Origin of the sequence: Parabacteroides sp. CH2-D42-20, assembly GCF_003670185.1 — a bacterium.
Lineage (GTDB): Bacteria > Bacteroidota > Bacteroidia > Bacteroidales > Tannerellaceae > Parabacteroides > Parabacteroides distasonis.
In genome coordinates, this window is sequence record NZ_RAYG01000002.1 from 19,811 (window position 1) to 41,382 (window position 21,572).

Sequence of the window (21,572 nt, forward strand, 5' to 3'; positions counted from 1 at the left end):
TTAGCATAAAAAAGTGATTCAAATTGCGAGAAATCGTATCTTTGTCTTATGAAAAAAACTAAACGATATTATGAATTTGGGGATTTTCTACGGGATCTATTCAAATTCAAGGTTCAGAAGATTTCCATAAACGCAGGCTTCACCTGCCCGAACCGAGACGGGTCTAAAGGATGGGGCGGTTGCACCTATTGTAATAACCAAACATTCAGTCCAGAATACTGTCATACGGAGAAAAGCGTTACCGAGCAATTAGAGGAAGGCGTACGTTTTTTTTCCCGCAAATATCCGGATATGCGGTATCTGGCCTACTTCCAAGCCTACACGAATACATACGACCGATTAGACTCTCTTATTCTCAAATATGAGGAAGCGCTTGCCTATCCCGGAGTAGAAGGATTGATTGTCGGCACTCGTCCGGACTGTATGCCGGAAGGTTTATTGGATTATTTTGCGGAGCTTTCCCTGCGAAAATTCGTCATGATTGAATATGGATTGGAAAGTACGCTTGATAAGACCTTAGTCCGCATAAACAGAGGGCATACCCATGAAGAATCGGAATCCGCTATCCGTCGTACGGCGGCAAAAGGTATTTACACCGGGGCACACCTGATACTCGGACTACCGGGAGAAAGTAGGGATGAAATATTACACCATGCGGATGTCTTATCACGCCTCCCGATCACGACACTTAAACTGCACCAATTGCAGCTAATCAAGAATACCCGCATGGCGAAAGAGTTCAAGGAAGATCCTTCTGATTTCCATTTATATACGGCTGATGAATATATCGAATTAGTGATTGACTTCATAGAACGACTGAACCCCTCTATCGTAGTAGAGAGGTTCGTATCACAATCCCCCAAAGAGCTACTGATCGCACCGGATTGGGGTTTAAAGAATTTCGAATTTACCGCTAAGGTAAATAAGCGGATCGAGGAAAGAGATACATGGCAAGGACGACTATTTCAAGTCTAAGGCAACATCACCATAAAAGGTAATAGCCTGTTTATTCACGGGTGTCACATTGATTGTCACCGAGCCATTCGGATAGACTTCCACCCGAAATATGTATACATCCTCTTTGGTCTTTACACGGAACTTGATTTCGGAACTGCCTTTCTTTTTAGAGATTTGCTCCTTCTCTGTCGCCACTTCTTTAAACGTCAAGCCCTCTCCACCACCATAAGGAGCAGAGTAAGCACGTCCAAAGTAAGGAAGATAAGACAGGATCGAGTCACCATGTATTTCCAATGAGTAGGGGGAAGTAAGATTGACGGATTTCCCGGCCATCGGTACGGCACGATCCACATCGATCTTAATACGACCGCTATCCACGATCTCCCTCACTACTCTCTCTTTTTGCTCCTTCCGCTCTTGCTTACTTTGAGCAAAAAGGGATTGCCCCGCACAAAAAAGGACAATCCCTAAAAATCCAACTAACCTTGTTAATCTCATAACCTTAATAAACTAAACACACTATTAATCACTCTATATAGTATAGACAATCCTTCGGGTGAATAGTTTAATCTAAAAAGATCAAATTAAGGCTGTTTATATTTCATTATCATATTAACGCAAATTATCCAAGATATAATCCTGTACGGTAAAATCTTTCCGTACGATCGTATCACCGGGAACACGTTCGTCTGTCGTGATCGCTAAATTCTCATCGCCTAAGACTTGACGGCTCAAGAAGCTCATGATATCGTATTGGTTCCGGGACATAGGAAGCCCAGAGATCTCGTGCCCCGCATTCTCTACCTTATAAAAATAATAGGAAGCTTGAAGATTTTCCAGACTTTTCGCTACAGCGGATGATCCCCATAAACCGCCGATGTTCTCCATAGCGGCTTGTTCAAAAGGAACGGTTTTATCCGCATCGCCATGGAATAGCATAATCGGACAAGGCATCTTTTCCCAATGTGGAGGAAACACACCAGAGACCGCACCGGCATATGAGATCACACCGGCATAGTTGAAACCTGCCGGTAGCCTTTTCGCCAACTCATGTCCGTTACATAAATCATACTCTGCCTGCAATACCGTAATCGCCCCGGCACTCGAACCGCTCGCTACGATCTGCTCCACATCGATGTTCCAATCCGAGCTTTGGTTGATCACGAAACCGGTAGCATCATAAAAATCCTCTACCGCCGTATCGATCGCATGCTGCAAGGCTGCGATAAAGTCCATTGGAGAAGAGACTTTAGAAGGATCCAGATTCTTCAAGGTGGTACGATAATCCGTAGAAACGACCACAAATCCGTTTCGGGCGAGGAACTCGAAATAGGGAACATATCCTTTATCCGCCTTATCTCCCCCTTTAAACCCACCGCCAAAAGCAAAAATCATCACAGGCTTTTTTGAGGCGGGCGACATAGAAGTCAACTCATACTTGTCCAAGGACAATGTATCTGTCCCTTTTATAGAGAATACAAAATTCTCTTTTTGAACTTCCACATTCGCCACAGGTTTAGGCTGCGTACAGGCGAACGAACAGACGATCCATAAAGCAAATAGCGAATACACCCAATTTCTGTTCATCTTATTTTCGTATTAGAGGTTATTTTGTTCCTTCCTTCAAACCATCCAAGAACTTATCCACTTTCTTGGCAGCGTCTTTCACGCCCGCTTTCATTTTCAATCCGGCGTATGTCGCTTGCAATTTAATGATCTCCGCTTTCTCATCAGCGTTTAACTCTTCCTCGAACTTGGCGTAAAGATCCGTGGATAGATCCGAGAATTTCAGATCCGCCTTCTTCCAGTCCTTATCGGTATAATCAGCGGCCTCCATTTCCACCTTATCTACAAAATCACTAAACTCCTTCACATATGAATCCTTTGATTGGCAGGCGCTCAAAGCGAACATAACCAATAACATGAATAGTACTTTCTTCATCTTCTAATTAAAAATTAATTCGTTATACAACACAAATATATGCAAAAAGGTTAAACCCTTGTATATGTCGTATAACTTTACGTAATTTGCTATCCTATTTTCTTAATCAGATTAATAAATTTATGGAGAAAAAACATCAGTACCGAGGATTAACCAAACAAGAAGTAGAAGAGAGCAGGCGCCTTCACGGCGAGAATGTACTTACCCCGCCCGAGAAAGCTTCGTTATGGAGCCAATTCTTGGAGAAATTCGAAGATCCTATTATTCGTATATTATTAGTGGCATGGCTCTTGTCCATGATAATCGCTGGCGTACATTGCTGGGGACCTGAGGCGAAAGGTTTTACGGCCTTCTTGGAGCCGATCGGCATTTTCTTCGCGATCATGCTTGCCAGTTGCGTGGGCTTTTTCTTCGAGGTGAAAGCGAACAAGGCATTCGATATCTTGAATACAGTCAATGATGATATTTTAGTAAAGGTAATCCGTGACGGGAATATCTGCCAAATACCGAAAAAAGAGGTCGTCGTAGGCGATATCGTTGTTTTGGAGACAGGTGAGGAAATTCCTGCGGATGGACATTTGCTTGAAGCCATCTCCCTACAGATCAACGAATCCACACTAACCGGTGAACCGATTATCAGCAAGACAACAAACGAGGCGGATTTCGATACGGAAGCGACTTATCCGTCCAATGTAGTCATGCGAGGAACGACGGTCGTGGACGGACATGGCGTAATGCAAGTAGAAAAGGTGGGTGACGCTACCGGATACGGTAAGGTCTACGAAGGCTCGCAAATCGAGAGCGATGTAGAGACTCCTTTACAAATACAGTTGAAAGGCTTGGCCGGAGTGATCAGCAAAGCCGGATATACGATCGCCGGAGTGACGTTCATCGCCTTGACCGTAAAATTCCTTTTATCAGATAGTTTCCCCGGGATGCCGGCGATGGACATCATCGCCCATATCCTCAACTACTTTATGGTAGCGGTTACGTTGATCGTGGTATCCGTTCCGGAAGGATTACCGATGAGTGTCACGTTAAGTTTGGCCCTCAGCATGAACCGTATGTTGAAGACGAATAATCTTGTCCGCAAAATGCACGCCTGTGAGACTATGGGAGCGACTACCGTAATTTGTACGGACAAGACCGGAACGTTGACGCAGAACCAAATGCAAGTCTACCAAACGAATTTCTACAACCTGAAAGACCAAAAGCTCGGGGAGGATGAGTTAAGTAACCTGATCAAAGAAGGTATCTCCACGAACTCCACGGCATTCCTCGATTTCTCGGAAGAAAAAGTAAAAACCCTTGGAAACCCGACGGAGGCCGCCCTTTTACTCTGGTTGAACGGACAACACCAAAATTATCTGGAATTAAGAGAGAACGCTACGATCCTAGATCAATTGACCTTCTCTACGGAACGGAAATATATGGCTACAATCGTACAATCACCGTTACTCGGCAAGAAGGTACTTTACGTGAAAGGTGCTCCCGAAATCGTACTGGCCAACAGTAACCGGGTGGCGATAGACGGAACTTACAAACCGGTGGCGGAATGTAAAGCCGGCATCGAAAAACAATTATTGGATTACCAGAACCAAGCGATGCGTACGCTTGGCTTCGCTTACCAGATAATCGAGGATGGAATGGATGAGACCTTCTTCGTTGAGGGTCGTTTACATGATACGGATTTAACGTACCTAGGTATCGTCGCTATCTCCGATCCGGTACGTGCGGATGTGCCCCCCGCTGTTCAAAGTTGCTTGGACGCAGGTATCGACGTGAAGATCGTCACCGGAGATACACCGGGTACTGCTAAAGAAATCGGACGACAGATCGGTACGTGGAAAGCGAATGATACCGACCGGAACATTATCACGGGTCCCGCATTCGAGGCGCTTAGCGATCAAGAGGCCTTGGATCGTGTCTTAGACTTGAAGATCATGTGCCGTGCCCGTCCTACGGACAAACAGCGTTTGGTACAATTATTACAACAGAAAGGCGCCGTGGTAGCGGTTACCGGCGACGGGACAAACGATGCCCCCGCCTTGAAAGCGGCACAAGTAGGCCTCTCTATGGGAGACGGTACTTCCGTTGCCAAGGAAGCCAGCGACATCACGATTATCGATAACTCATTCAGTAGCATTACCCGTGCGGTGATGTGGGGACGTTCCTTGTACCGAAATATCCAGAAATTCCTGTTATTCCAATTGACCATCAATGTAGCCGCTTGTTTGATCGTGCTATTGGGTTCCTTATTAGGTACGGAATCGCCTTTGACCATCACGCAGATGTTATGGGTAAACTTGATCATGGATACATTCGCTGCCGGAGCGTTGGCTTCTCTCCCACCGAATGAGCGAGTGATGAAAGATAAACCTCGCCGGAGCGGTAAGGATGGAGATTTCATTATCACCCGCCCGATGGCTTACAATATTTTCGGTGTCGGATTCGCTTTTGTTGTAATCTTGATGGGCTTGTTGTTCTATTTCCATGCGCAAGACGGTTTAACGCCGCATGATTTATCGTGGTTCTTCAGCTTCTTCGTGATGCTACAGTTCTGGAATATGTTTAACGCAAAGGCATTTATGGAAGGACGTTCCGCTTTTGCCAATTTAAAGGATAGTAAAAGCTTCTTGCTGGTCGCTTTACTGATTTTGATTGGTCAATACTTGATCGTCACTTTTGGAGGCGAGATGTTCAGCGTAATACCGTTGTCCTTGAAAGACTGGGCAATCATTATCGGATCTTCCTCTCTGGTTTTATGGATCGGTGAGTTATTCCGGTTATTCAAAAGATAAATATATATTGTCCAACTTATAGGGACGGGGCGTGCCCCGTCCCTACAACCGGAAATAGTGTACCCGTATGATATATTAAAACCAACCTAGCTATAAATAGCTATTTCCTTATCCCGCTTCGTGTCTTAACTTCACACCTCAAATTATTTAAATAATGAAACATCTATTAGAATTAGCGAAAAGAAACCAAGAAAGAGCTTGGGAAGTGATCCGGCAAACCGACATTATAAATATATGGAAATCCGTCGGGGCGGAAATAAACCTAGTAGGCTCCTTGAATATGGGACTACTCATGAAACATAAGGATATCGACTTTCATATTTACACTTCTCCTTTCCGTATATCCGACAGCTTCCTAGCGATGGCCCGACTAGCGGAGAACCCGCTCATTAAACGGATCGAATACGGAAATTCGCTCGATACGGAAGAACAATGCGTAGAGTGGCAGCATGGTTCCAAGACCCGGATAACGAACTCTGGCAAATTGATATGATCCATATCGTAAAAGGTTCCCGTTATGACGGTTATTTCGAGAAAATGGCCGAACGTATAACCGCCGTACTGACTGACGAGACCCGGCAGGCCATCTTAAAACTGAAATATGAGACACCGGATACAGCGAAAATCATGGGCGTGGAATATTACCAAGCAGTCATTCAAGACGGCGTGCGTACGTATGCGGAATTAGAGGACTGGAAAAAACAACATCCAGTCACAGGCGTTATCGAATGGATTCCATAAGAACATTATTGGCCAAACCGTGAAGAATCGATCTCTTTCTTATTCTTCCGGTTCATCTTGCCCAATGTATACTTTAAGGTGAGCGATACAGAACGAGTATCCGAATAGATCGTCATATCACTCTTCTGGCTGGGATAATCAATATGCGTTTTCGCACGTAAGCCCTTTAACAAATCCTCACCTCGCAGCATTACACTTAACTTTTTCGGTATCGGATTCCAGACAAGACCCGCCGATACATTATAATTACCATCCACATCATAGATACCTTGTACCGAAGGCGCACTATAGCGAGCGTTAACTTCTAACGATAAGTTCTTTTTCCTTGATAAAGTAAACGTATTGAACAACATCAACTGCCCGAACAACTTTTTCCGATCAAACGAAATATCGATAAACACTCCCTCATCTTGAATCAAGAAGCCCGATGCCACGAACCGTGAGCTAACCACCCCACCGATCCGAAACGGGATAACTGCCATCGCCCCGAAAGTATTATGCTTATCGAAATTAACCGATTGGTAATAGGCTCTCAACGCTTTCGTATCTTGATAATACAATTGGCGAATATAATTCACATGATGATTGGCGAATAGTCCAAAAACATATTTCTTTTTCAAGATATAATTAGCCCTAGCCATATAAATACGTTCCGGTTCCAAATAAGGATTTCCCCGTACCTGACTATACACATTCAAATAAGAAACATTCGAGCTCATGGCCCAATACGCCGGATACTTCTTATCGCTGGAGAAATTGACTTGAAGCATATTCGATGGATCGATCGTATAACTCAAGTTCAATTGTGGATAGAGATTTACCCCAGACCATAAAGTCCATTTCCGGCCCACCGAATCAATCACCACCTTATTATACTCCGCCGAAAGAGAAACGCTCAACACCAGTTTCTTGCCAAAACGCTTAGAGAAACCGGCATACAATCCCGCCGTATACTCTTTTTCTTTTTGGGCAAACGTAGCTGACAGATCCTCCTGTTTATCTTGGTAGGTAAAGGAGCTATTATCCGTAAAGGATAACTGCACATTCGTGCCTACGTTAATTTTCCATCCTTTTCCTAATACCCGTTCGTAGTTAACGAATACATTCGCCAAATGGATATTTTGCCGGGAGGTAGCCTCCACCTCTTGTTTCGTATCGGGATAATCCGAGATCATATATTGATCCCTGCGATCCTTATAATAGGTATAATCCACCCCTGCGTTCAAGTTCTTGGAATGTGCATAATTCAACCGTACATTTTGAAGATTCTTCGGGCCCGATAACTTATTATTACTTTCCGCATTCTCAATACCCACAAATAGAGTGTTCGAATATCGTTTGGAATTAGAATCCGTTATCTTGGCATAATAAGAAATATCCACCTCACGCCCCTTATCCATAAACCAACTGGCACTTGCCCCAATCGTATGGTTCATGGAATGACCTACTGCCGTATTTTCTTGCAGGATCTCATAAGGACGATCCTTCACGATGGGATAGGCGTTCATATCCTCGGTTGAACGGGAATGGTTATAATTAGCGGAATAAGATAGATCCAGACTATATTTCTTTTTGGAGTAAGATAAATTCACTAACCCGGTTGGCGAGAAGTAGAAAGCTTGCTTTCCGGTCAAAGAGATATCGGCACTTAAATCCTCATTCACTTTCTTCTCCATAATGATATTTATACTACCTCCTTTTACGCCATATTTTGGAGGAGAGCTATACAAAAGCTCTATACTCTTTACTTTGCTGGCCGAGGTAGATTTCAGAAGCTCTACAATCTGGGACAATGACATTGAACTTCTACGTCCGTTAATAATAATGTTCGTAGTAGGGACGCCGATGATACTAACGTTGTCCCCTTCTTTCACCAATCCGGGAATCTCTCCTAAAATATCAAATGCAGTATTCACCGGTTTGGCCCTGATCAAGTTAGGCACGTCGAAAGATAAGGCATCGTCCGTAACCGTAACCAAAGGACGCTCGGAAGTAACGTAGACATCCGGCAATTTTACCGTAATACTATCTTTCACCAAGATAACAGAATCCTTAGTCTGTGCATTTACAGCGACAAGAATATTCAGAAGCAACAAGAAAGGAACAATGGCAGTCTTCATAATATCAAGATTATGTTTATAATCCGCCAAATTAAAAAGAAAAAAGGAGATAAGCAACGAAGCTATCGAATATTTACGAATAAATCGTATGTACACTAAAAATAAAGCAATTGCACCACACCTACTTATACTATTAACCCGTTGGCGGAATTAAGTAACCGTGCTAAATCTTATAAAGATAAAAATCAGATCAAACCGAATAAAATGTTCTCCCAGTACTATATAAAACCTCCCGCAACCCGATATCTTCTTTATTCGCCGCCGCTGAATGTTCGTTCAGCGGCGGCGAATAAAGAAGATAGGCTTATCCATCAAGGTATTATTCATCAAGGCATTATTCATTCGACCTTATCCAAGGTAAAAGTAAATATTAAAGTAGAACCTCCGGGGATACCGCTATAATCTCCATATCCATAACCTAGCGAAGCCGGGATAATCGCCTCCACGGTCTCATCCAGATGGATATTCAATAAGACACCGCTTAAGCCCGGGATAATGCCGTTCATAGAAAAACTTGATCTATCCAGTTTCTTTTGAAAGACTTGCCCGTCAATATACTTCCCTTCCAGATCAAGTAAATAAACCACTGAGATTGCGGAAGGTGTCGTTGTCCATTCATTCTCTTTCCGAATGATCCGGTATAAGGCGGTATCACCCCCTAGAACAACTTGCTTATATCTTAATTCACCCTTCTCATCTTTCTCTGTTTTCTTTTCCCAGATGTATTCCTTGTTTTTGTTGATATAAGCCAATTGCTCTTCCGAGAATTGAAGCTCATCATCCCCACAAGAAGTAAATCCCATCATCATGATCACTAAAAGTGACCATACATACATTGAAAGTGCTTTCATTCCGATTTCTATATAAAATTAAATTATGATTATTCTTGATTTCCGAGGCGCGAATATACAAATCCATTTTGTTATATCAACTAACTTTCCGTTCTTTGCATAAATATAGTAGTAACCAACTAATACAACATGAAACTAAATAAATTAATAGCGATCGCCACGATCAGCCTTCTGTCGGGAGGTATAAGCATGGCACAAAAAGCGTTGAATCTTGAGGATATCGTTGCCGGTAACGTCATACAAACGAAAGGCATCGGAAGCATGACTTGGCTAAAAGACGGTGAACGTTATAGCTGCTTGGAAAATAATAAGCAAACCGGAGGCACGGATATCGTCGCCTATCGAGCGAAAGATAACTCCCGTGAAGTCATTATCCCCTCATCCCTATTGACGGACAAATCTACCGGAAAGCCTATCCCCGTACGTAGCATCTCTTGGAGTGCGGATAATGAGAAAGTCTTGATTTATAACAATACCCAACGGGTATGGCGTTATGATACACGGGGTGACTATTGGGTATTAAACCTAAAGGACGGCGCTTTACGTCAATTGGGAAAAGGAATGCCGGAATCCTCCATGATGTTCGCTAAATTCTCTCCGGATGGCACACGTGTAGCCTACGTTTCCAATAATAATATATATGTAGAAGATATAGACTCCGGGAAAATCACGCAGCTAACAAAAGACGGAAGCGATACGATTGTCAACGGAACCTTCGATTGGGTATATGAGGAGGAGTTCAGTTGCCGGGATGGTTTCCGCTGGAGCCCGGACGGAAAGCATATCGCCTATTGGCAAAGCGATACGAAAGGAACGGGAGTGTTCGACATTATTAATAATGTAGACTCCATCTACGCAAAGGTAATTCATTTCCCATACCCCAAGGCAGGAACCACCAATTCAGCCGTAAAAGTAGGCTACGTTTCCTCTACCGGCGGGAACACCACTTGGATCGCCATACCCGGAGATCCCCGGAACAACTACCTGCCCCGTATGGAATTCATCCCCGAAAGCGACGAGTTGTTCATACAGCAACTAAACCGCCCGCAGAATACAAATAAGGTATGGATCGCCAAGATATCCGATAACTCGCTGAATAATATCTTCACCGATACGGATGCCGCATGGCTGGACACGAATGATAACATACAATGGTTAAAGGACAACCACTATTTCACATGGGAAAGCGAGCGTAGTGGCTGGCGGCATTTATACCGGATAAGCCGTGACGGAAAAGAGATACAACCCATCACCAAAGGTGATTTTGATTATATCTCGCCGGTCGGGACCGATCTACAAAAGGGCTGGGTCTATTTCATAGCCTCCCCGGACAATTTCACCCAACGCTACTTGTACCGGGCTAAAGCATTCGGCAATGGAGAAGTGGAGCGTGTAAGCCCCATGGAACAATCCGGACAGCACCGCTACAACATGTCACCCACCGGCAAATGGGCTATACATACGTATAGTAACGCCTCTACCCCATCCGTTATCGACATGGTTTCTTTCCCGAAACATCAATCCGTACGCATGCTTGAGGATAATGCCCAAGCCAAGGATCAATACGCCGCCTTAGGATTAAACCCGAAAGAATTTATCAAGGTCAAGTCCGGCAATCTAACCTTGGACGCATGGATGATAAAACCTGTCGATTTCGACGCATCCAAGAAATACCCGGTTATCATAGAGGTATACGGCGAGCCGGCGAGCGCCACCGTACAAGATGTATGGGGTAACGGAGATTTATGGCAACAATATATGGCGAACCAAGGCTATATCGTGGTGAGTATAGAGAACCGGGGCGCGAATACTCCTCGTGGGCGTGAATGGCGTAAATGTATTTACGGGGAAGTGGGCACTTTCTCCTCCGAGGATCAAAGCAGGGGTATTTTAGATATGGCCCGTCAATATCCGTTTATCGATGCCAGCCGGATCGGCATTACCGGATGGAGCGGCGGCGGCAGTCAAACCTTGAACTGCATGTTCCGTTATCCGAAAGTATTCCATACCGGTATAGCGATCGCTTTTGTCGCTGACCAGCGCCTATACGACACGATCTACCAAGAACGTTACATGAATACTCCGCAGAACAATCCGGAAGGCTACCGCAAAGGTTCCCCGATTACCTATGCCGAGGGACTGGAAGGTAATCTGCTGCTTATTCATGGTACGGGAGATGATAACGTGCATTACCAAAATTGCGAGATGCTGGTGAACAAGTTGATCAAGAACGGAAAGATGTTTACGCAAATCAGTTACCCGATGCGTAGCCATAGCATCAACGAAAGGGAAGGAACGACTCTTCACCTACGTAAGACAATGGCTAAATACTGGCTGGAGCATCTTCCGGCCGGTGGTAAATAGTTAATCCACGATTCAATGAAACAATTTTTATTGCGATTAGTGATCTTGGCAGGAATCAGTTTCCTGCCAACGGTGTCCAACGCCCAATTAAGGGAAAAGGCCGAAGAACTATTGTCTACGACATTAGGCAATGATCCGGAGGAACCAGTTACCCCAACCGATACGCTTTCGCTCGATGAGCAGCACCGGAAGGATTCCATCAAGATGCAGGAGCTAGCCCTCCAGTTGCAAGAGATGAAACTAAACGAGATCTTACTGAAAGACGAGCTGGAAAGCACGAAAAACAGCAACGCTACCGCCGACTCCCTAAAAAGGGCCGAGCAACGAAACCGTATCGATTCCCTTCGGGCACTGACTCCCGGCGTACCTGTAGTCGTAGAGGGGGATACCTTATTTCACCTTTACGCCAAGCGCGGAGGCCGCACCCCGGTTGACCGGGCTGAGGACATCCTCAATATCATGGTAAAGATCGGGACCTCGCATTCCTTGAAGAAGGATTCCATCTATATCTATGACAGCGAATACGTAACGGATATCATGTACGGAGATAAGGTTATCCTAAGTATCACCGATCAAGATGCCCTATGGCAAAATCTCAGTCGTATAGCCCTCGCAGAACAATATCAACCGATTATCCAAAACAAGATACAAGAGCTAAGGGAGCAACATAGTATCTTACAGATAGCGAAACGGGTATTATTGTTCATCCTCGTAATTATCATCCAATATTTCCTGTTTAAGCTGACCAACTATCTGTTTAAGAAACTACGCAGGAAAATTATCTGGTTAAAGCAGAACCGACTCAGATCTATTACCATCCGGGATTATGAATTTCTCAACACACATCGCCAAGGGCGTGTATTGATGTTTTTCACCAACGTAATACGATGGATCGTGTTACTAATCCAATTAACCATCAGTGTACCGATCCTTTTCGCTATCTTCCCGCAAACAGAAGATCTAGCCTTGAAGATATTCTCCTACTTGTTGGAGCCGGTAAAGATGATCTTTAAATCGGTAGCTTCCTATATTCCGAACTTGTTTATCATCTTGGTGATCTATTACTGTATCAAATACATCGTAAAAGGAATCCAATACATAGCCAACGAGATAGAGAGCGAGAACCTGAAAATATCAGGTTTTTACCCGGATTGGGCGCAACCGACGTTTAATATCATCCGTTTCCTGCTATACGCCTTTATGATCGCCATGATCTATCCTTATCTGCCGGGATCGGACTCGGGGGTATTTCAAGGCATATCCGTATTTGTCGGTTTGATCATATCGTTGGGTTCCAGTACGGTGATCGGAAATATCATCGCAGGGCTGGTCATTACTTATATGAGGCCCTTTAAATTGGGTGACCGTATCCAACTAAACGAGACGACTGGCAACGTGATCGAGAAGACTCCGTTTGTCACCCGTTTACGTACCCCTAAGAATGAGGTAGTGACCATCCCGAACTCCTTTATCATGTCCTCCCATACAACAAATTATAGCGTATCCGCACGGCAATACGGATTAATCATCCACAGCACGGTTACGATCGGCTACGACGTACCTTGGCGGCAAGTTCATCAATTATTGATCAATGCCGCCCGCCAGACCACCGGGGTATTGCCAGAGCCGAAGCCTTTCGTATTGGAGACCGAACTAAGCGATTACTATCCCTGTTATCAAATCAACGCTTATATAAAGGACGCCGATAAACTCGGGGATATCTATTCCGACCTGCATCAAAACATACAGGACGTATTCAATGAGGCTGGCGTAGAGATCATGTCACCGCACTATTTCGCCGGACGAGACGGAAGCGCTTCCACGATCCCGGCCTCTCCCTATCTGGATGACAGGGTAGAGCCTTCAAAGAAATAAATATTTCACGGTAAATAGTTAAAAATGATCCCTCACGAAACAAATCGTGGGGGATTTTATGTTATATGTCCAAACGTCACTAATAAAATAAATAATGGTAATGAAAAAGTATTTTATCGCAGTAGCGGCTATGGCATTTTTGGCCGCATGTAGCGGGAAACAAGCCCAAAAGGATGTACCCGTAGAAGTAGAGGAAGAAGAATTCGCCATAATGTCGGCGGCTCCGGACGCTCCGTCTCTGCCACTGATCCATTCTGTTAAGGCGACTCAACCGGCAAAACCCGTGAATATGAGAGATTCCTTGAAGGCTGATCCTAAAAAGGGACCGGTTATCCAAAAAAAGTATAAGGGAACCCTGACTTCTCCGGATAGCGTGAATGTAGATTATGACTTAACCTTGTATTATCAACAAGATAACGCAGACGAGGAAGGCGTATTCGAGTTGGATGCTCTTTATACCGTACCGGAAGCAGTAGCCTCAAGCACCGGAGCGGCGAAGAAAGCTCCTCAGAAAGCCATTACAACCGGTAAACAAAAAGTAAAGCACGGAGCTCCCGATGACGCTAGCGCAGTAATCTACGAGTTGATTCCTAGTGATGGCGAACCCGTCATTTATTTCCTAGTAGAAGGGGATAACTTGACCTTGATGAACGATGCGTTGCAAAAAGCGGCGGCAGATCTTAACTACACACTAAAACTTGTTCAATAATATAGGCAGCACATCTTTGTATATATAGATCACCCCGATAGTCTTACCGGATCGCCGGAAGCTATCGGGGTTTAGTTTTTATTTAAACCATCCTTAGCGGACCGATTATTTGATACCTAACTTGGCTTTGATCGCTTTAGGCAGGGCATCTTTATGAACCACGATATTCATGGTCTTATAACGGACAAATGCTTTGGAAGCATACCAAATACCGTTATACTTGTTGTTGGTTCCCCACGAGTTCTTCACCATATAATACTCGTTACCTTCTTGATCTTTGGCGATACCGTAGATCTGCATACCATGGTCGTCGGTCGTCTCATAATTATCATAAGCCAACTGGCGCTCTGCTTGCGTACACCATTTCTGAGGTTGCGGTTTTGTGTTCAGCTTCTTTTCCTCCGGTTTCAATTTCAACCAATGAGCCATATCGGAACCGCTCAACTCCTGTACCTTCTCATCATCAGGCATAACGGCCACTCCGTCACGAGTAAAACCAGATTCGCTCACGTCGGAACCCCAAGCGATCGTATACCCCGTATTAATCGCGTTATCAAAGACCTCCATAAACTCATCCAGCGGCAAGTTATACGACATACCGTGACGCCAGTTATCCTGAATCTCTAGCGGGAACTGGGTATAGAACGGATGATGCGTATAAGAAGTCAATGATACATAATCCGAAGCCTTCAAACCTGTAGACTCGAAGAAAGATTTCGGTGTATATTCCTTCCCTTTATACGTGAATTTCTCAGGAGGAACTCCCAAGTAGATCTGATGTACCGCAGCGACCGCCTTCTTCCATAACATGGCGTTATTCTCATCAGACTGCAATTTGCGTAACTTTCCCTTGGCGATAGCGGCCACCATAGCATCCGTCAAGGCGGAAAGCTCGGTATGGTTACTCAACGTATCGGCATACATCACGCCCGGGCGCATCTCCTCTTCCGGAACCAAGCCGAATGTTTCCATTCCATAAAGCGCATCATAGAAAGATCCACCTTGCGAGAACGAAACATCCCCATGCGTACGCACAGCAGCATCGGCACGATCCAGATAGGTGTTATATACCGTAAACATCTCGGATAAGTCATACTCGCCCTTTCCCATACGAAGCAACTCCGACTCCAAGAAAGAGTACGAGGAGTAGCACCAGCACGTACCCGCACGATTTTGGTTCTTAACAGATGTAATGGGGTTCTCTTTCACGGTCGTGAACACGAATCCCTCCTCACTCTCCTTCTTCTCCGTGTCTTGCGCTTGGATCGTAGCGGACATAGTCAGAGCGAATAGCATGCTTGAAACTAGAATTGTCTTTTTCATGTAATTTTATATATTTATATTAGTATTAAGTCCGTATCGACCGCAAATGTAAGTTTTTTATCCGTAGCTAACTCTACAAAGTCGTACGTATTTGAGATATTTTATCTAAGTTTGCCTCCTCAGGAAACATAATATATAACTAATTATCTGCAAAATGAGAATATCTATTATCGGTTCGGGTAATATCGGTGGAGCGATCGCCCGAGGTTTAGCGAAAGGAACCATGTTCAAAGCCTCTGATATCACTTGTACCGCCCAATCGGATGAGACCTTGGAGAAGATGAGAAAGATCGATCCGGACTTTATCTTGACCCATGATAACGTGGAAGCGGCACGAAACGCTGATATCATTATAATCGCCGTTAAACCTTGGCGTGTAGAAATGATTATAGATGAGATTAAGTCGGTGCTCGACTTCGAGAAACAAATCATCGTATCCGTAGCGGCTGGCGTGACTTTCGACCTGTTGAATACTTATTTGACCAAGAATACAGACTTCGATTGTCTGGCTACTCCCACGATCTTCCGGATCATGCCCAACACGGCTATCGAGGTGATGAGCAGCATGACTTTCGTTTCCGCCCGCAACGCCTCCAAGGAGCAAACGGATCTAATCATCCATATCTTCAACGAGCTTGGCAACGCCATGTTGGTAGAAGAACGGTTGATGGGCGCAGGAACAGCATTGGCTTCCAGCGGCATCGCTTTCGCCTTGCGTTATATCCGCGCGGCGATAGAAGGCGGCGTGGAATTGGGTTTCTATCCGAAACAAGCGCAAGAGATCGTGGTGCATACCGTGAAAGGCGCCGTTGATTTATTGCTCGAGAACAAAAGTAACCCGGAGATGGAAATCGATAAGGTAACAACTCCGGGCGGAATCACGATCAAGGGTCTAAATGAGATGGAACTTTCCGGTTTTACCTCTTCCGTGATCCGGGGACTGAAGGCCAGTAAATAAAAATAGGCAGACAAAGTAGTTTGCCAGCACCAATACGCCCCGAAATATGCTGACAAACTACTTTACCTGCCCTCGGCAGGTTTATGTTCTTTCCGCCTAGTCATTTCCATCTCCAACATCCGGAGTTCCCGGCTGGTCTGCCCCGCGACAGAAGTATTCTCTTCCGCACGCCGGATCAAATACGGCAGTACATCCCTTACCGAGGCGTACGGTACGTATTTGGTTACGTTATATCCCGCATGGGCTAAATTGAAGGAAATATTATCGCTCATTCCCAATAGCTGCGCAAAGAAAACACGGGAGTCATCGCGGGCGATCCCCTTCTCGTCCATCAATTTCGCCAACTTATAATTACTCTCCTCATTATGAGTTCCCATAAACATCTCAAAACGATCTAAATGATCCATGGTGAAACGGACCGCCGCATCATAATTCTCGTCCGTGGCCTGCTTATCTTTACAAATCGGATCGGGATAATCCAACGCCGCCGCACGGGCACGCTCCGCTTCCATATAAGCCCCGCGCACGAATTTCACGCCCGCAATATAACCTTTCGCCACGGCGTCATCGTAGATACGACGCAGATAAGGCATCCGGTCATGACGATACATTTGCAAGGTAGCGAATACGATCGCACGTTTCTTGTTGAACTTACGCATCGCCTCATCGGTCAACGCATCAATGGCATCTTGGAAACAATAATCCTCCGCATCCACTAAAATACGTACGTCGTTATCGTAAGCCCGTTGGCAAAGCGCCATAAAACGCTCGCGGAACTCGCGGAAATGCCGGACATCGTCTATCGTAAGCTCTTCCCGTTTCTCGGAAGCTTTGGCCAGTAACTCATCGGTCGTGATCGTGGATGGTTTGAATACGGCATAGGCCAGATTCGTATTTCCTTTCGCAAAATCTATCGAGCGCAAGGTTTCCTCGAAAGTCGCCTGTATGCCCTCCGGGGTCTGCTCGCTCTCCGCCGAATAATCGAGCGTCGATTTCACGTTGTATTTCATCAAGTGGTTGATGGCTGCGGAACAGTCTTGTAAAGTTTCTCCCCCAACGAACTGTTTATATAAGGTAGGCTTCACCGCCCAAGCCAGCGGGAAATGTATTTTCAAGGCTATACTCGTGGCTACTTTAGCGCATTTTACCAACCAAGGATATTTTATCGTATTAAAAAGCCAGTAAGCATTTTGTAGTTCTCCCCGCGACTTCGACGAGAAAGCGATCTCGGTATTGTTAAAGTCTAACATATTGTATGTAGATAAAGGTAACGTCATAGCGTAGAGACGGGGCACGCCCCGTCTCCCCCACAATCAGTTGGTATTTCTTAATTATGACAATTATTTCTCACCTAAGAACGGATACCCGTAGCTCGTCGGAGGAACCAAACATTCCTTGATACAACGAGGATTCGTCCAACGAATCAAGTTCAGCGGGCCACCGGCCTTGTCATTCGTTCCGGACGCACGGGAACCGCCGAACGGTTGCTGGGCGATCACGGCGCCGGTCGGTTTATCATTGATATAGAAATTACCGGCCGAATAGCGCAAGGTATTGAATGCCTTATCGATCGCATAGCGATCACGGGCGAAAATAGAACCCGTCAATCCGTACGGAGAAGTTCGATCACAAAGTTCCAAAGTCTCCTCATATTTAGCGTCGTCATATACGTAGATCGTAATCACCGGCCCGAAGATTTCCTCTACCATGCTCTTGAACATCGGGTCCGTGGTCTGGATAACCGTTGGCTCCACGAAATAACCAACCGATTTGTCCCCGTTACCACCAAAAAGAACCTCCGCGTCCGGAGACTGTTTCGCATAATCGATATAACTCATGATGTTATCGAACGAAGCCTCATCGATCACGGCATTGACAAAGTTCGTGAAATCCTGCACGTCACCCATCTTGATCTCTTTCAGCATATCGCCCACGTAATCTTTCACCTCTTTCCAGAGAGAAGCCGGGATATAGGCCCGAGAACCCGCCGAGCACTTCTGCCCTTGATACTCGAACGCACCGCGTACGATAGCGGTAGCTACATCCAACGCCGGAGCGGAAGGATGAGCGAAGATAAAGTTCTTGCCACCTGTCTCGCCTACGATTTTTGGATAAGATTTATAATGCCCCAAGTTCTCTCCGATCTGACGCCATAAGGTATTGAACGTAGAGGTAGAGCCTGTAAAATGGAATCCTGCCAAATCACGGCTACCCGTAATCACCTTACCGATCACGCTACCCTGTCCCGGGATGAAATTCACTACGCCATCGGGCAAACCGGCCTCTTGGAAAACCTTCATCAAGAAATAGTTCGAATGGATCGCCGTAGTAGACGGTTTCCATACCGCCACGTTACCCATCATAGCCGGAGCCATATTCAGGTTGGAAGCGATTGACGTAAAGTTAAACGGCGTGAGCGAGAACACGAAACCTTCCAAGGCTCGGTATTCCATACGATTCAATATACCCGTCTCGGAATAGGGTTGATCGGCATATACTTGACTAGCGTAGAAGGTACTGAAACGCAAGAAATCGATCAATTCGCAGGGAGCGTCGATCTCCGCTTGGAACGGATTCTTGCTCTGTCCCAACATAACCGAAGCGTTCAGGATATAACGATATTTCGTAGCCAACAACTCAGCTACACGAAGCATAATAGACGCACGTTCCACCCATGGAAGTTCTGACCATTCCTTATGCGCTTTCATGGCGGCGTCGATAGCCATTTGTACTTCTTTCTCGCCCGCCTTATGATAAGTAGCCAATACATGATGATGATCATGAGGCATAACGACCTTACCGGTATTACCCGTACGGATCTCTTTTCCGCCAATTACCAGAGGAATATCCCATTCCTCGGAACTTATCTGCGCTAACGCTTTCTTTAAGGATGCTTTTTCACTTGATCCGGGAGCATACGCTTTTACCGGCTCATTAATGGGTTTAGGAAATCTAAAAATAGCATTATCCATAATACTTCAGATTTTTTAAATGGTTATTCAATGAAACTTTCTGCTGTAAACGTAGCAAATTTATTTTAAAACAGTGGCGTATAAACGTTAATATATATCAACCAAAGATAAGCTCATTCCACGGTCTATACAATGATCTAAAAGGCCTCTCCCGAAAACAATCCGCGAAAGTTGTTTGTTACATTAACATATTAATCATCTTAAAGGAATAAAATTATGGCAATTAAAAGAGTTTGGATTGAGGAGGATTGCATCGCTTGCGGTACATGCGAGGGCATTTGCCCGGAAGTATTCACTGTTACAGATCGTTCACGTGTAAACGAAGGAGTTAATTTCGATGATTTCGAGGCGGGTATTAAAGAGGCTGCCGAAAGCTGTCCGGTCGAGGTCATCAAATACGAATAGACAAAAACACATTAACCCTTACTTTTCCTTCCTAGATAAAATCTCAGAATCATTGCGCGATCTATAATAACACGTTACCTTTGCGGAGGTAAGGTTAATAACATTAACCTCTTACGGGAATAGAAAGAATCAAAATAAGAAATAAGAAGTAAAATGAGAAAATTAGTATTACTGAGTTTTGTTATTGTCGCCTCTTTGCAATTTTGCGGGGCGCAATCATTAGATAAGATGCAATGGTTCAACGAGCCGGAGCAATGGGAGATTAAAGATAAGTCGCTTTCCATGCAGGTCACTCCCCAAAGCGACTATTGGAGGATTTCCCATTACGGGTTTACGGTAGATGACGCTCCTTTTTATTATGCTACTTATGGGGGTGAATTCGAAGTGAAAGTCAAGATAACCGGCGATTATAAGCAGCGTTTTGACCAAGCCGGCCTGATGCTTCGTATCAATCATGAAAATTATATAAAAGCCGGTATAGAGTTCGTGGATGGTAAATACAACCTAAGTGCGGTCGTTACGCATAAAACTTCCGATTGGAGCGTTATCACCTTAGACAAAGCGATCCCTTATGTATGGATAAAAGCTGTCCGGAGATTGGACGCCGTGGAGATCTTCTACTCATTCGATGATAAGGAATACACCCTTATGCGTAACGCTTGGCTACAAGACAATATCCCCGTACAAGTCGGGTTTATGGCCGCTTGTCCCGACGGGAAAGGATTTAATGTGACATTCGAGCATTTCAAGGTAAAACACCTCCCGGATCAGCGCCGGTTAGAATGGCTAAAGAAAAATGCTGAATAAGTATTAGATGCTTATCTTTCAGACGCAGATGACACGGATTTGCTATTCTTATCCGTATTATCTGCGTCATTTGTATTAAAAACAAGCCATACCTGTTAATTAGAAAAGAAAACAAGGGCTTTCACCTTCTTTTTGCTTTTTATTCCTATCTTTGGAGCGACATAATACAATAACTTCAGCAAAATGAACGAACAGATACAACAAATCGCGGAGCGTCTGGCCGGACTACGGGACGCACTGGAGATTACGCCGGAAGAAATGGCAAAGGTCTGCAACCTCACGACTGAGCAATATTTGCTGCTGGAAAGCGGCACGGTTGATATTTCCGTTAGCGTATTGCACCAGATCTCACAGGCTTATGGCGTAGAATTAACCACGTTGATGTTTGGCGACGAGCCTAAAATGAGTACGTACTTTATTACTCGTAATGGAAAAGGTGTTGCCGTAGAGCGTACGAAAGCCTATAAGTACCAATCATTGGCCGCCGGTTTCGTCGGACGTAAAGCGGACCCCTTCTTGGTAACCGTACATCCCAAACCAGAGGATGAGCCGATGTATCTCAATTCCCATCCGGGACAAGAATACAATATGGTATTAAAAGGACGTCTGTTACTACAGATCAACAATAAAGATCTTATCTTAGAAGAAGGTGATAGTATTTATTTTAACTCAGAGCTTCCTCACGGTATGAAAGCGCTGGATGGGGAAAAGGTCAGTTTCTTGGCCGTCATTTTATAAACGATCAAC

At 44.8% G+C, this 21,572-nt stretch carries 17 protein-coding genes and 1 pseudogene; 10 read left to right on the forward strand and 8 right to left on the reverse strand.

Annotation, left to right across the window (positions count from 1 at the left end; all coding sequences use genetic code 11):
* The first annotated feature begins 48 nt into the window (after positions 1-48).
* Positions 49-975 carry a TIGR01212 family radical SAM protein gene (locus D7V92_RS01670; protein WP_121772150.1) on the forward strand — a complete coding sequence of 309 codons (927 nt, stop codon included), beginning with the start codon at positions 49-51 and terminating at the stop codon, positions 973-975.
* Here the strand turns inward: D7V92_RS01670 and D7V92_RS01675 are convergent.
* From D7V92_RS01675 to D7V92_RS01685, 3 genes are all read right to left on the reverse strand, one after another.
* Entirely contained in the window at positions 961-1,455 is a 495-nt protein-coding gene (locus tag D7V92_RS01675; protein WP_057328213.1) for a DUF4251 domain-containing protein, read from the reverse strand. The genes D7V92_RS01670 and D7V92_RS01675 overlap by 15 nt on opposite strands.
* 114 nt (positions 1,456-1,569) lie before the next feature.
* Positions 1,570-2,544, reverse strand: a complete 975-nt coding sequence (locus D7V92_RS01680; RefSeq protein ID WP_087342536.1) for a S9 family peptidase — start codon at positions 2,542-2,544, stop codon at positions 1,570-1,572.
* A gap of 19 nt (positions 2,545-2,563) precedes the next feature.
* On the reverse strand, positions 2,564-2,899 hold the full coding sequence (locus tag D7V92_RS01685) for a DUF6565 domain-containing protein (protein WP_008773659.1): 336 nt from the start codon (positions 2,897-2,899) through the stop codon (positions 2,564-2,566).
* A 122-nt stretch (positions 2,900-3,021) separates the two neighbouring features.
* Here D7V92_RS01685 and D7V92_RS01690 point away from each other — a divergent pair, with 122 nt between their 5' ends.
* Together D7V92_RS01690 and D7V92_RS01695 are read left to right on the forward strand one after the other, a co-directional pair.
* Positions 3,022-5,700: a calcium-translocating P-type ATPase, PMCA-type gene (locus D7V92_RS01690; protein WP_057328211.1), complete on the forward strand. Its 2,679-nt coding sequence runs from the start codon at positions 3,022-3,024 to the stop codon at positions 5,698-5,700.
* Positions 5,701-5,854: 154 nt separating this feature from the next.
* Positions 5,855-6,441, forward strand: a pseudogene (locus D7V92_RS01695) (phosphoglycerate mutase family protein).
* 5 nt (positions 6,442-6,446) lie between these two features.
* Here D7V92_RS01695 and D7V92_RS01700 read toward each other — a convergent pair.
* Both D7V92_RS01700 and D7V92_RS01705 read right to left on the reverse strand, forming a co-directional pair.
* Positions 6,447-8,561 carry an outer membrane beta-barrel family protein gene (locus D7V92_RS01700; RefSeq protein ID WP_121772229.1) on the reverse strand — a complete coding sequence of 705 codons (2,115 nt, stop codon included), beginning with the start codon at positions 8,559-8,561 and terminating at the stop codon, positions 6,447-6,449.
* Positions 8,562-8,899: 338 nt separating this feature from the next.
* Positions 8,900-9,412 carry an FKBP-type peptidyl-prolyl cis-trans isomerase gene (locus tag D7V92_RS01705; RefSeq protein WP_005867264.1) on the reverse strand — a complete coding sequence of 171 codons (513 nt, stop codon included), beginning with the start codon at positions 9,410-9,412 and terminating at the stop codon, positions 8,900-8,902.
* Positions 9,413-9,541: 129 nt separating this feature from the next.
* Between D7V92_RS01705 and D7V92_RS01710 the strand changes: the two genes are divergently transcribed.
* From D7V92_RS01710 to D7V92_RS01720, 3 genes are all read left to right on the forward strand, one after another.
* Positions 9,542-11,776, forward strand: a complete 2,235-nt coding sequence (locus D7V92_RS01710; protein ID WP_121772151.1) for a S9 family peptidase — start codon at positions 9,542-9,544, stop codon at positions 11,774-11,776.
* A gap of 15 nt (positions 11,777-11,791) precedes the next feature.
* Positions 11,792-13,651 (forward strand): mechanosensitive ion channel family protein, encoded by a 1,860-nt coding sequence (locus D7V92_RS01715; RefSeq protein WP_087342521.1) that lies wholly within the window; start codon positions 11,792-11,794, stop codon positions 13,649-13,651.
* Positions 13,652-13,751: 100 nt separating this feature from the next.
* Complete coding sequence (locus D7V92_RS01720) at positions 13,752-14,360, forward strand: hypothetical protein (protein ID WP_057328206.1); 609 nt, start codon at positions 13,752-13,754, stop codon at positions 14,358-14,360.
* Between the two features lie 105 nt (positions 14,361-14,465).
* Here D7V92_RS01720 and D7V92_RS01725 read toward each other — a convergent pair whose 3' ends face one another.
* The gene (locus tag D7V92_RS01725) at positions 14,466-15,683 is read right to left on the reverse strand and encodes an aminopeptidase C (protein ID WP_036618522.1); all 1,218 of its coding nucleotides are present in this window, start codon (positions 15,681-15,683) and stop codon (positions 14,466-14,468) included.
* 154 nt (positions 15,684-15,837) lie between these two features.
* On the opposite strand from D7V92_RS01725, the gene proC reads away from it, so the two are divergent.
* Entirely contained in the window at positions 15,838-16,641 is an 804-nt protein-coding gene (gene proC / locus D7V92_RS01730; RefSeq protein WP_005854240.1) for a pyrroline-5-carboxylate reductase, read from the forward strand.
* A 62-nt stretch (positions 16,642-16,703) separates the two neighbouring features.
* Here proC and D7V92_RS01735 read toward each other — a convergent pair whose 3' ends face one another.
* Entirely contained in the window at positions 16,704-17,891 is a 1,188-nt protein-coding gene (locus tag D7V92_RS01735) for a proline dehydrogenase family protein (RefSeq protein ID WP_008779995.1), read from the reverse strand.
* Positions 17,892-17,981: 90 nt separating this feature from the next.
* Entirely contained in the window at positions 17,982-19,613 is a 1,632-nt protein-coding gene (gene pruA / locus D7V92_RS01740; RefSeq protein ID WP_005854238.1) for an L-glutamate gamma-semialdehyde dehydrogenase, read from the reverse strand.
* Between the two features lie 216 nt (positions 19,614-19,829).
* Between pruA and D7V92_RS01745 the strand changes: the two genes are divergently transcribed.
* The 3 genes from D7V92_RS01745 (at position 19,830) to D7V92_RS01755 (ending at position 21,563) form a co-directional block, all read left to right on the forward strand.
* Positions 19,830-20,018 carry a ferredoxin gene (locus D7V92_RS01745; protein ID WP_005854237.1) on the forward strand — a complete coding sequence of 63 codons (189 nt, stop codon included), beginning with the start codon at positions 19,830-19,832 and terminating at the stop codon, positions 20,016-20,018.
* A gap of 153 nt (positions 20,019-20,171) precedes the next feature.
* Complete coding sequence (locus D7V92_RS01750) at positions 20,172-20,825, forward strand: DUF1349 domain-containing protein (RefSeq protein WP_005854236.1); 654 nt, start codon at positions 20,172-20,174, stop codon at positions 20,823-20,825.
* Between the two features lie 183 nt (positions 20,826-21,008).
* Positions 21,009-21,563 carry a helix-turn-helix domain-containing protein gene (locus D7V92_RS01755; protein WP_005854235.1) on the forward strand — a complete coding sequence of 185 codons (555 nt, stop codon included), beginning with the start codon at positions 21,009-21,011 and terminating at the stop codon, positions 21,561-21,563.
* Positions 21,564-21,572: the final 9 nt, after the last annotated feature.

Excerpts from the sequence above, each read along its gene's own strand:
- D7V92_RS01670 (WP_121772150.1), top strand. The coding sequence starts at position 49 with ATGAAAAAAACTAAACGATATTATGAATTTGGGGATTTTCTACGGGAT.
- D7V92_RS01690 (WP_057328211.1), top strand. The coding sequence starts at position 3,022 with ATGGAGAAAAAACATCAGTACCGAGGATTAACCAAACAAGAAGTAGAA.
- D7V92_RS01725 (WP_036618522.1), bottom strand. The coding sequence starts at position 15,683 with ATGAAAAAGACAATTCTAGTTTCAAGCATGCTATTCGCTCTGACTATG.
- D7V92_RS01700 (WP_121772229.1), bottom strand. The coding sequence starts at position 8,561 with ATGAAGACTGCCATTGTTCCTTTCTTGTTGCTTCTGAATATTCTTGTC.
- D7V92_RS01680 (WP_087342536.1), bottom strand. The coding sequence starts at position 2,544 with ATGAACAGAAATTGGGTGTATTCGCTATTTGCTTTATGGATCGTCTGT.
- D7V92_RS01720 (WP_057328206.1), top strand. The coding sequence starts at position 13,752 with ATGAAAAAGTATTTTATCGCAGTAGCGGCTATGGCATTTTTGGCCGCA.
- D7V92_RS01735 (WP_008779995.1), bottom strand. The coding sequence starts at position 17,891 with ATGTTAGACTTTAACAATACCGAGATCGCTTTCTCGTCGAAGTCGCGG.
- D7V92_RS01705 (WP_005867264.1), bottom strand. The coding sequence starts at position 9,412 with ATGAAAGCACTTTCAATGTATGTATGGTCACTTTTAGTGATCATGATG.
- D7V92_RS01745 (WP_005854237.1), top strand. The coding sequence starts at position 19,830 with ATGGCAATTAAAAGAGTTTGGATTGAGGAGGATTGCATCGCTTGCGGT.
- D7V92_RS01675 (WP_057328213.1), bottom strand. The coding sequence starts at position 1,455 with ATGAGATTAACAAGGTTAGTTGGATTTTTAGGGATTGTCCTTTTTTGT.
- D7V92_RS01750 (WP_005854236.1), top strand. The coding sequence starts at position 20,172 with ATGAGAAAATTAGTATTACTGAGTTTTGTTATTGTCGCCTCTTTGCAA.
- D7V92_RS01710 (WP_121772151.1), top strand. The coding sequence starts at position 9,542 with ATGAAACTAAATAAATTAATAGCGATCGCCACGATCAGCCTTCTGTCG.
- proC (WP_005854240.1), top strand. The coding sequence starts at position 15,838 with ATGAGAATATCTATTATCGGTTCGGGTAATATCGGTGGAGCGATCGCC.
- D7V92_RS01685 (WP_008773659.1), bottom strand. The coding sequence starts at position 2,899 with ATGAAGAAAGTACTATTCATGTTATTGGTTATGTTCGCTTTGAGCGCC.
- pruA (WP_005854238.1), bottom strand. The coding sequence starts at position 19,613 with ATGGATAATGCTATTTTTAGATTTCCTAAACCCATTAATGAGCCGGTA.
- D7V92_RS01755 (WP_005854235.1), top strand. The coding sequence starts at position 21,009 with ATGAACGAACAGATACAACAAATCGCGGAGCGTCTGGCCGGACTACGG.
- D7V92_RS01715 (WP_087342521.1), top strand. The coding sequence starts at position 11,792 with ATGAAACAATTTTTATTGCGATTAGTGATCTTGGCAGGAATCAGTTTC.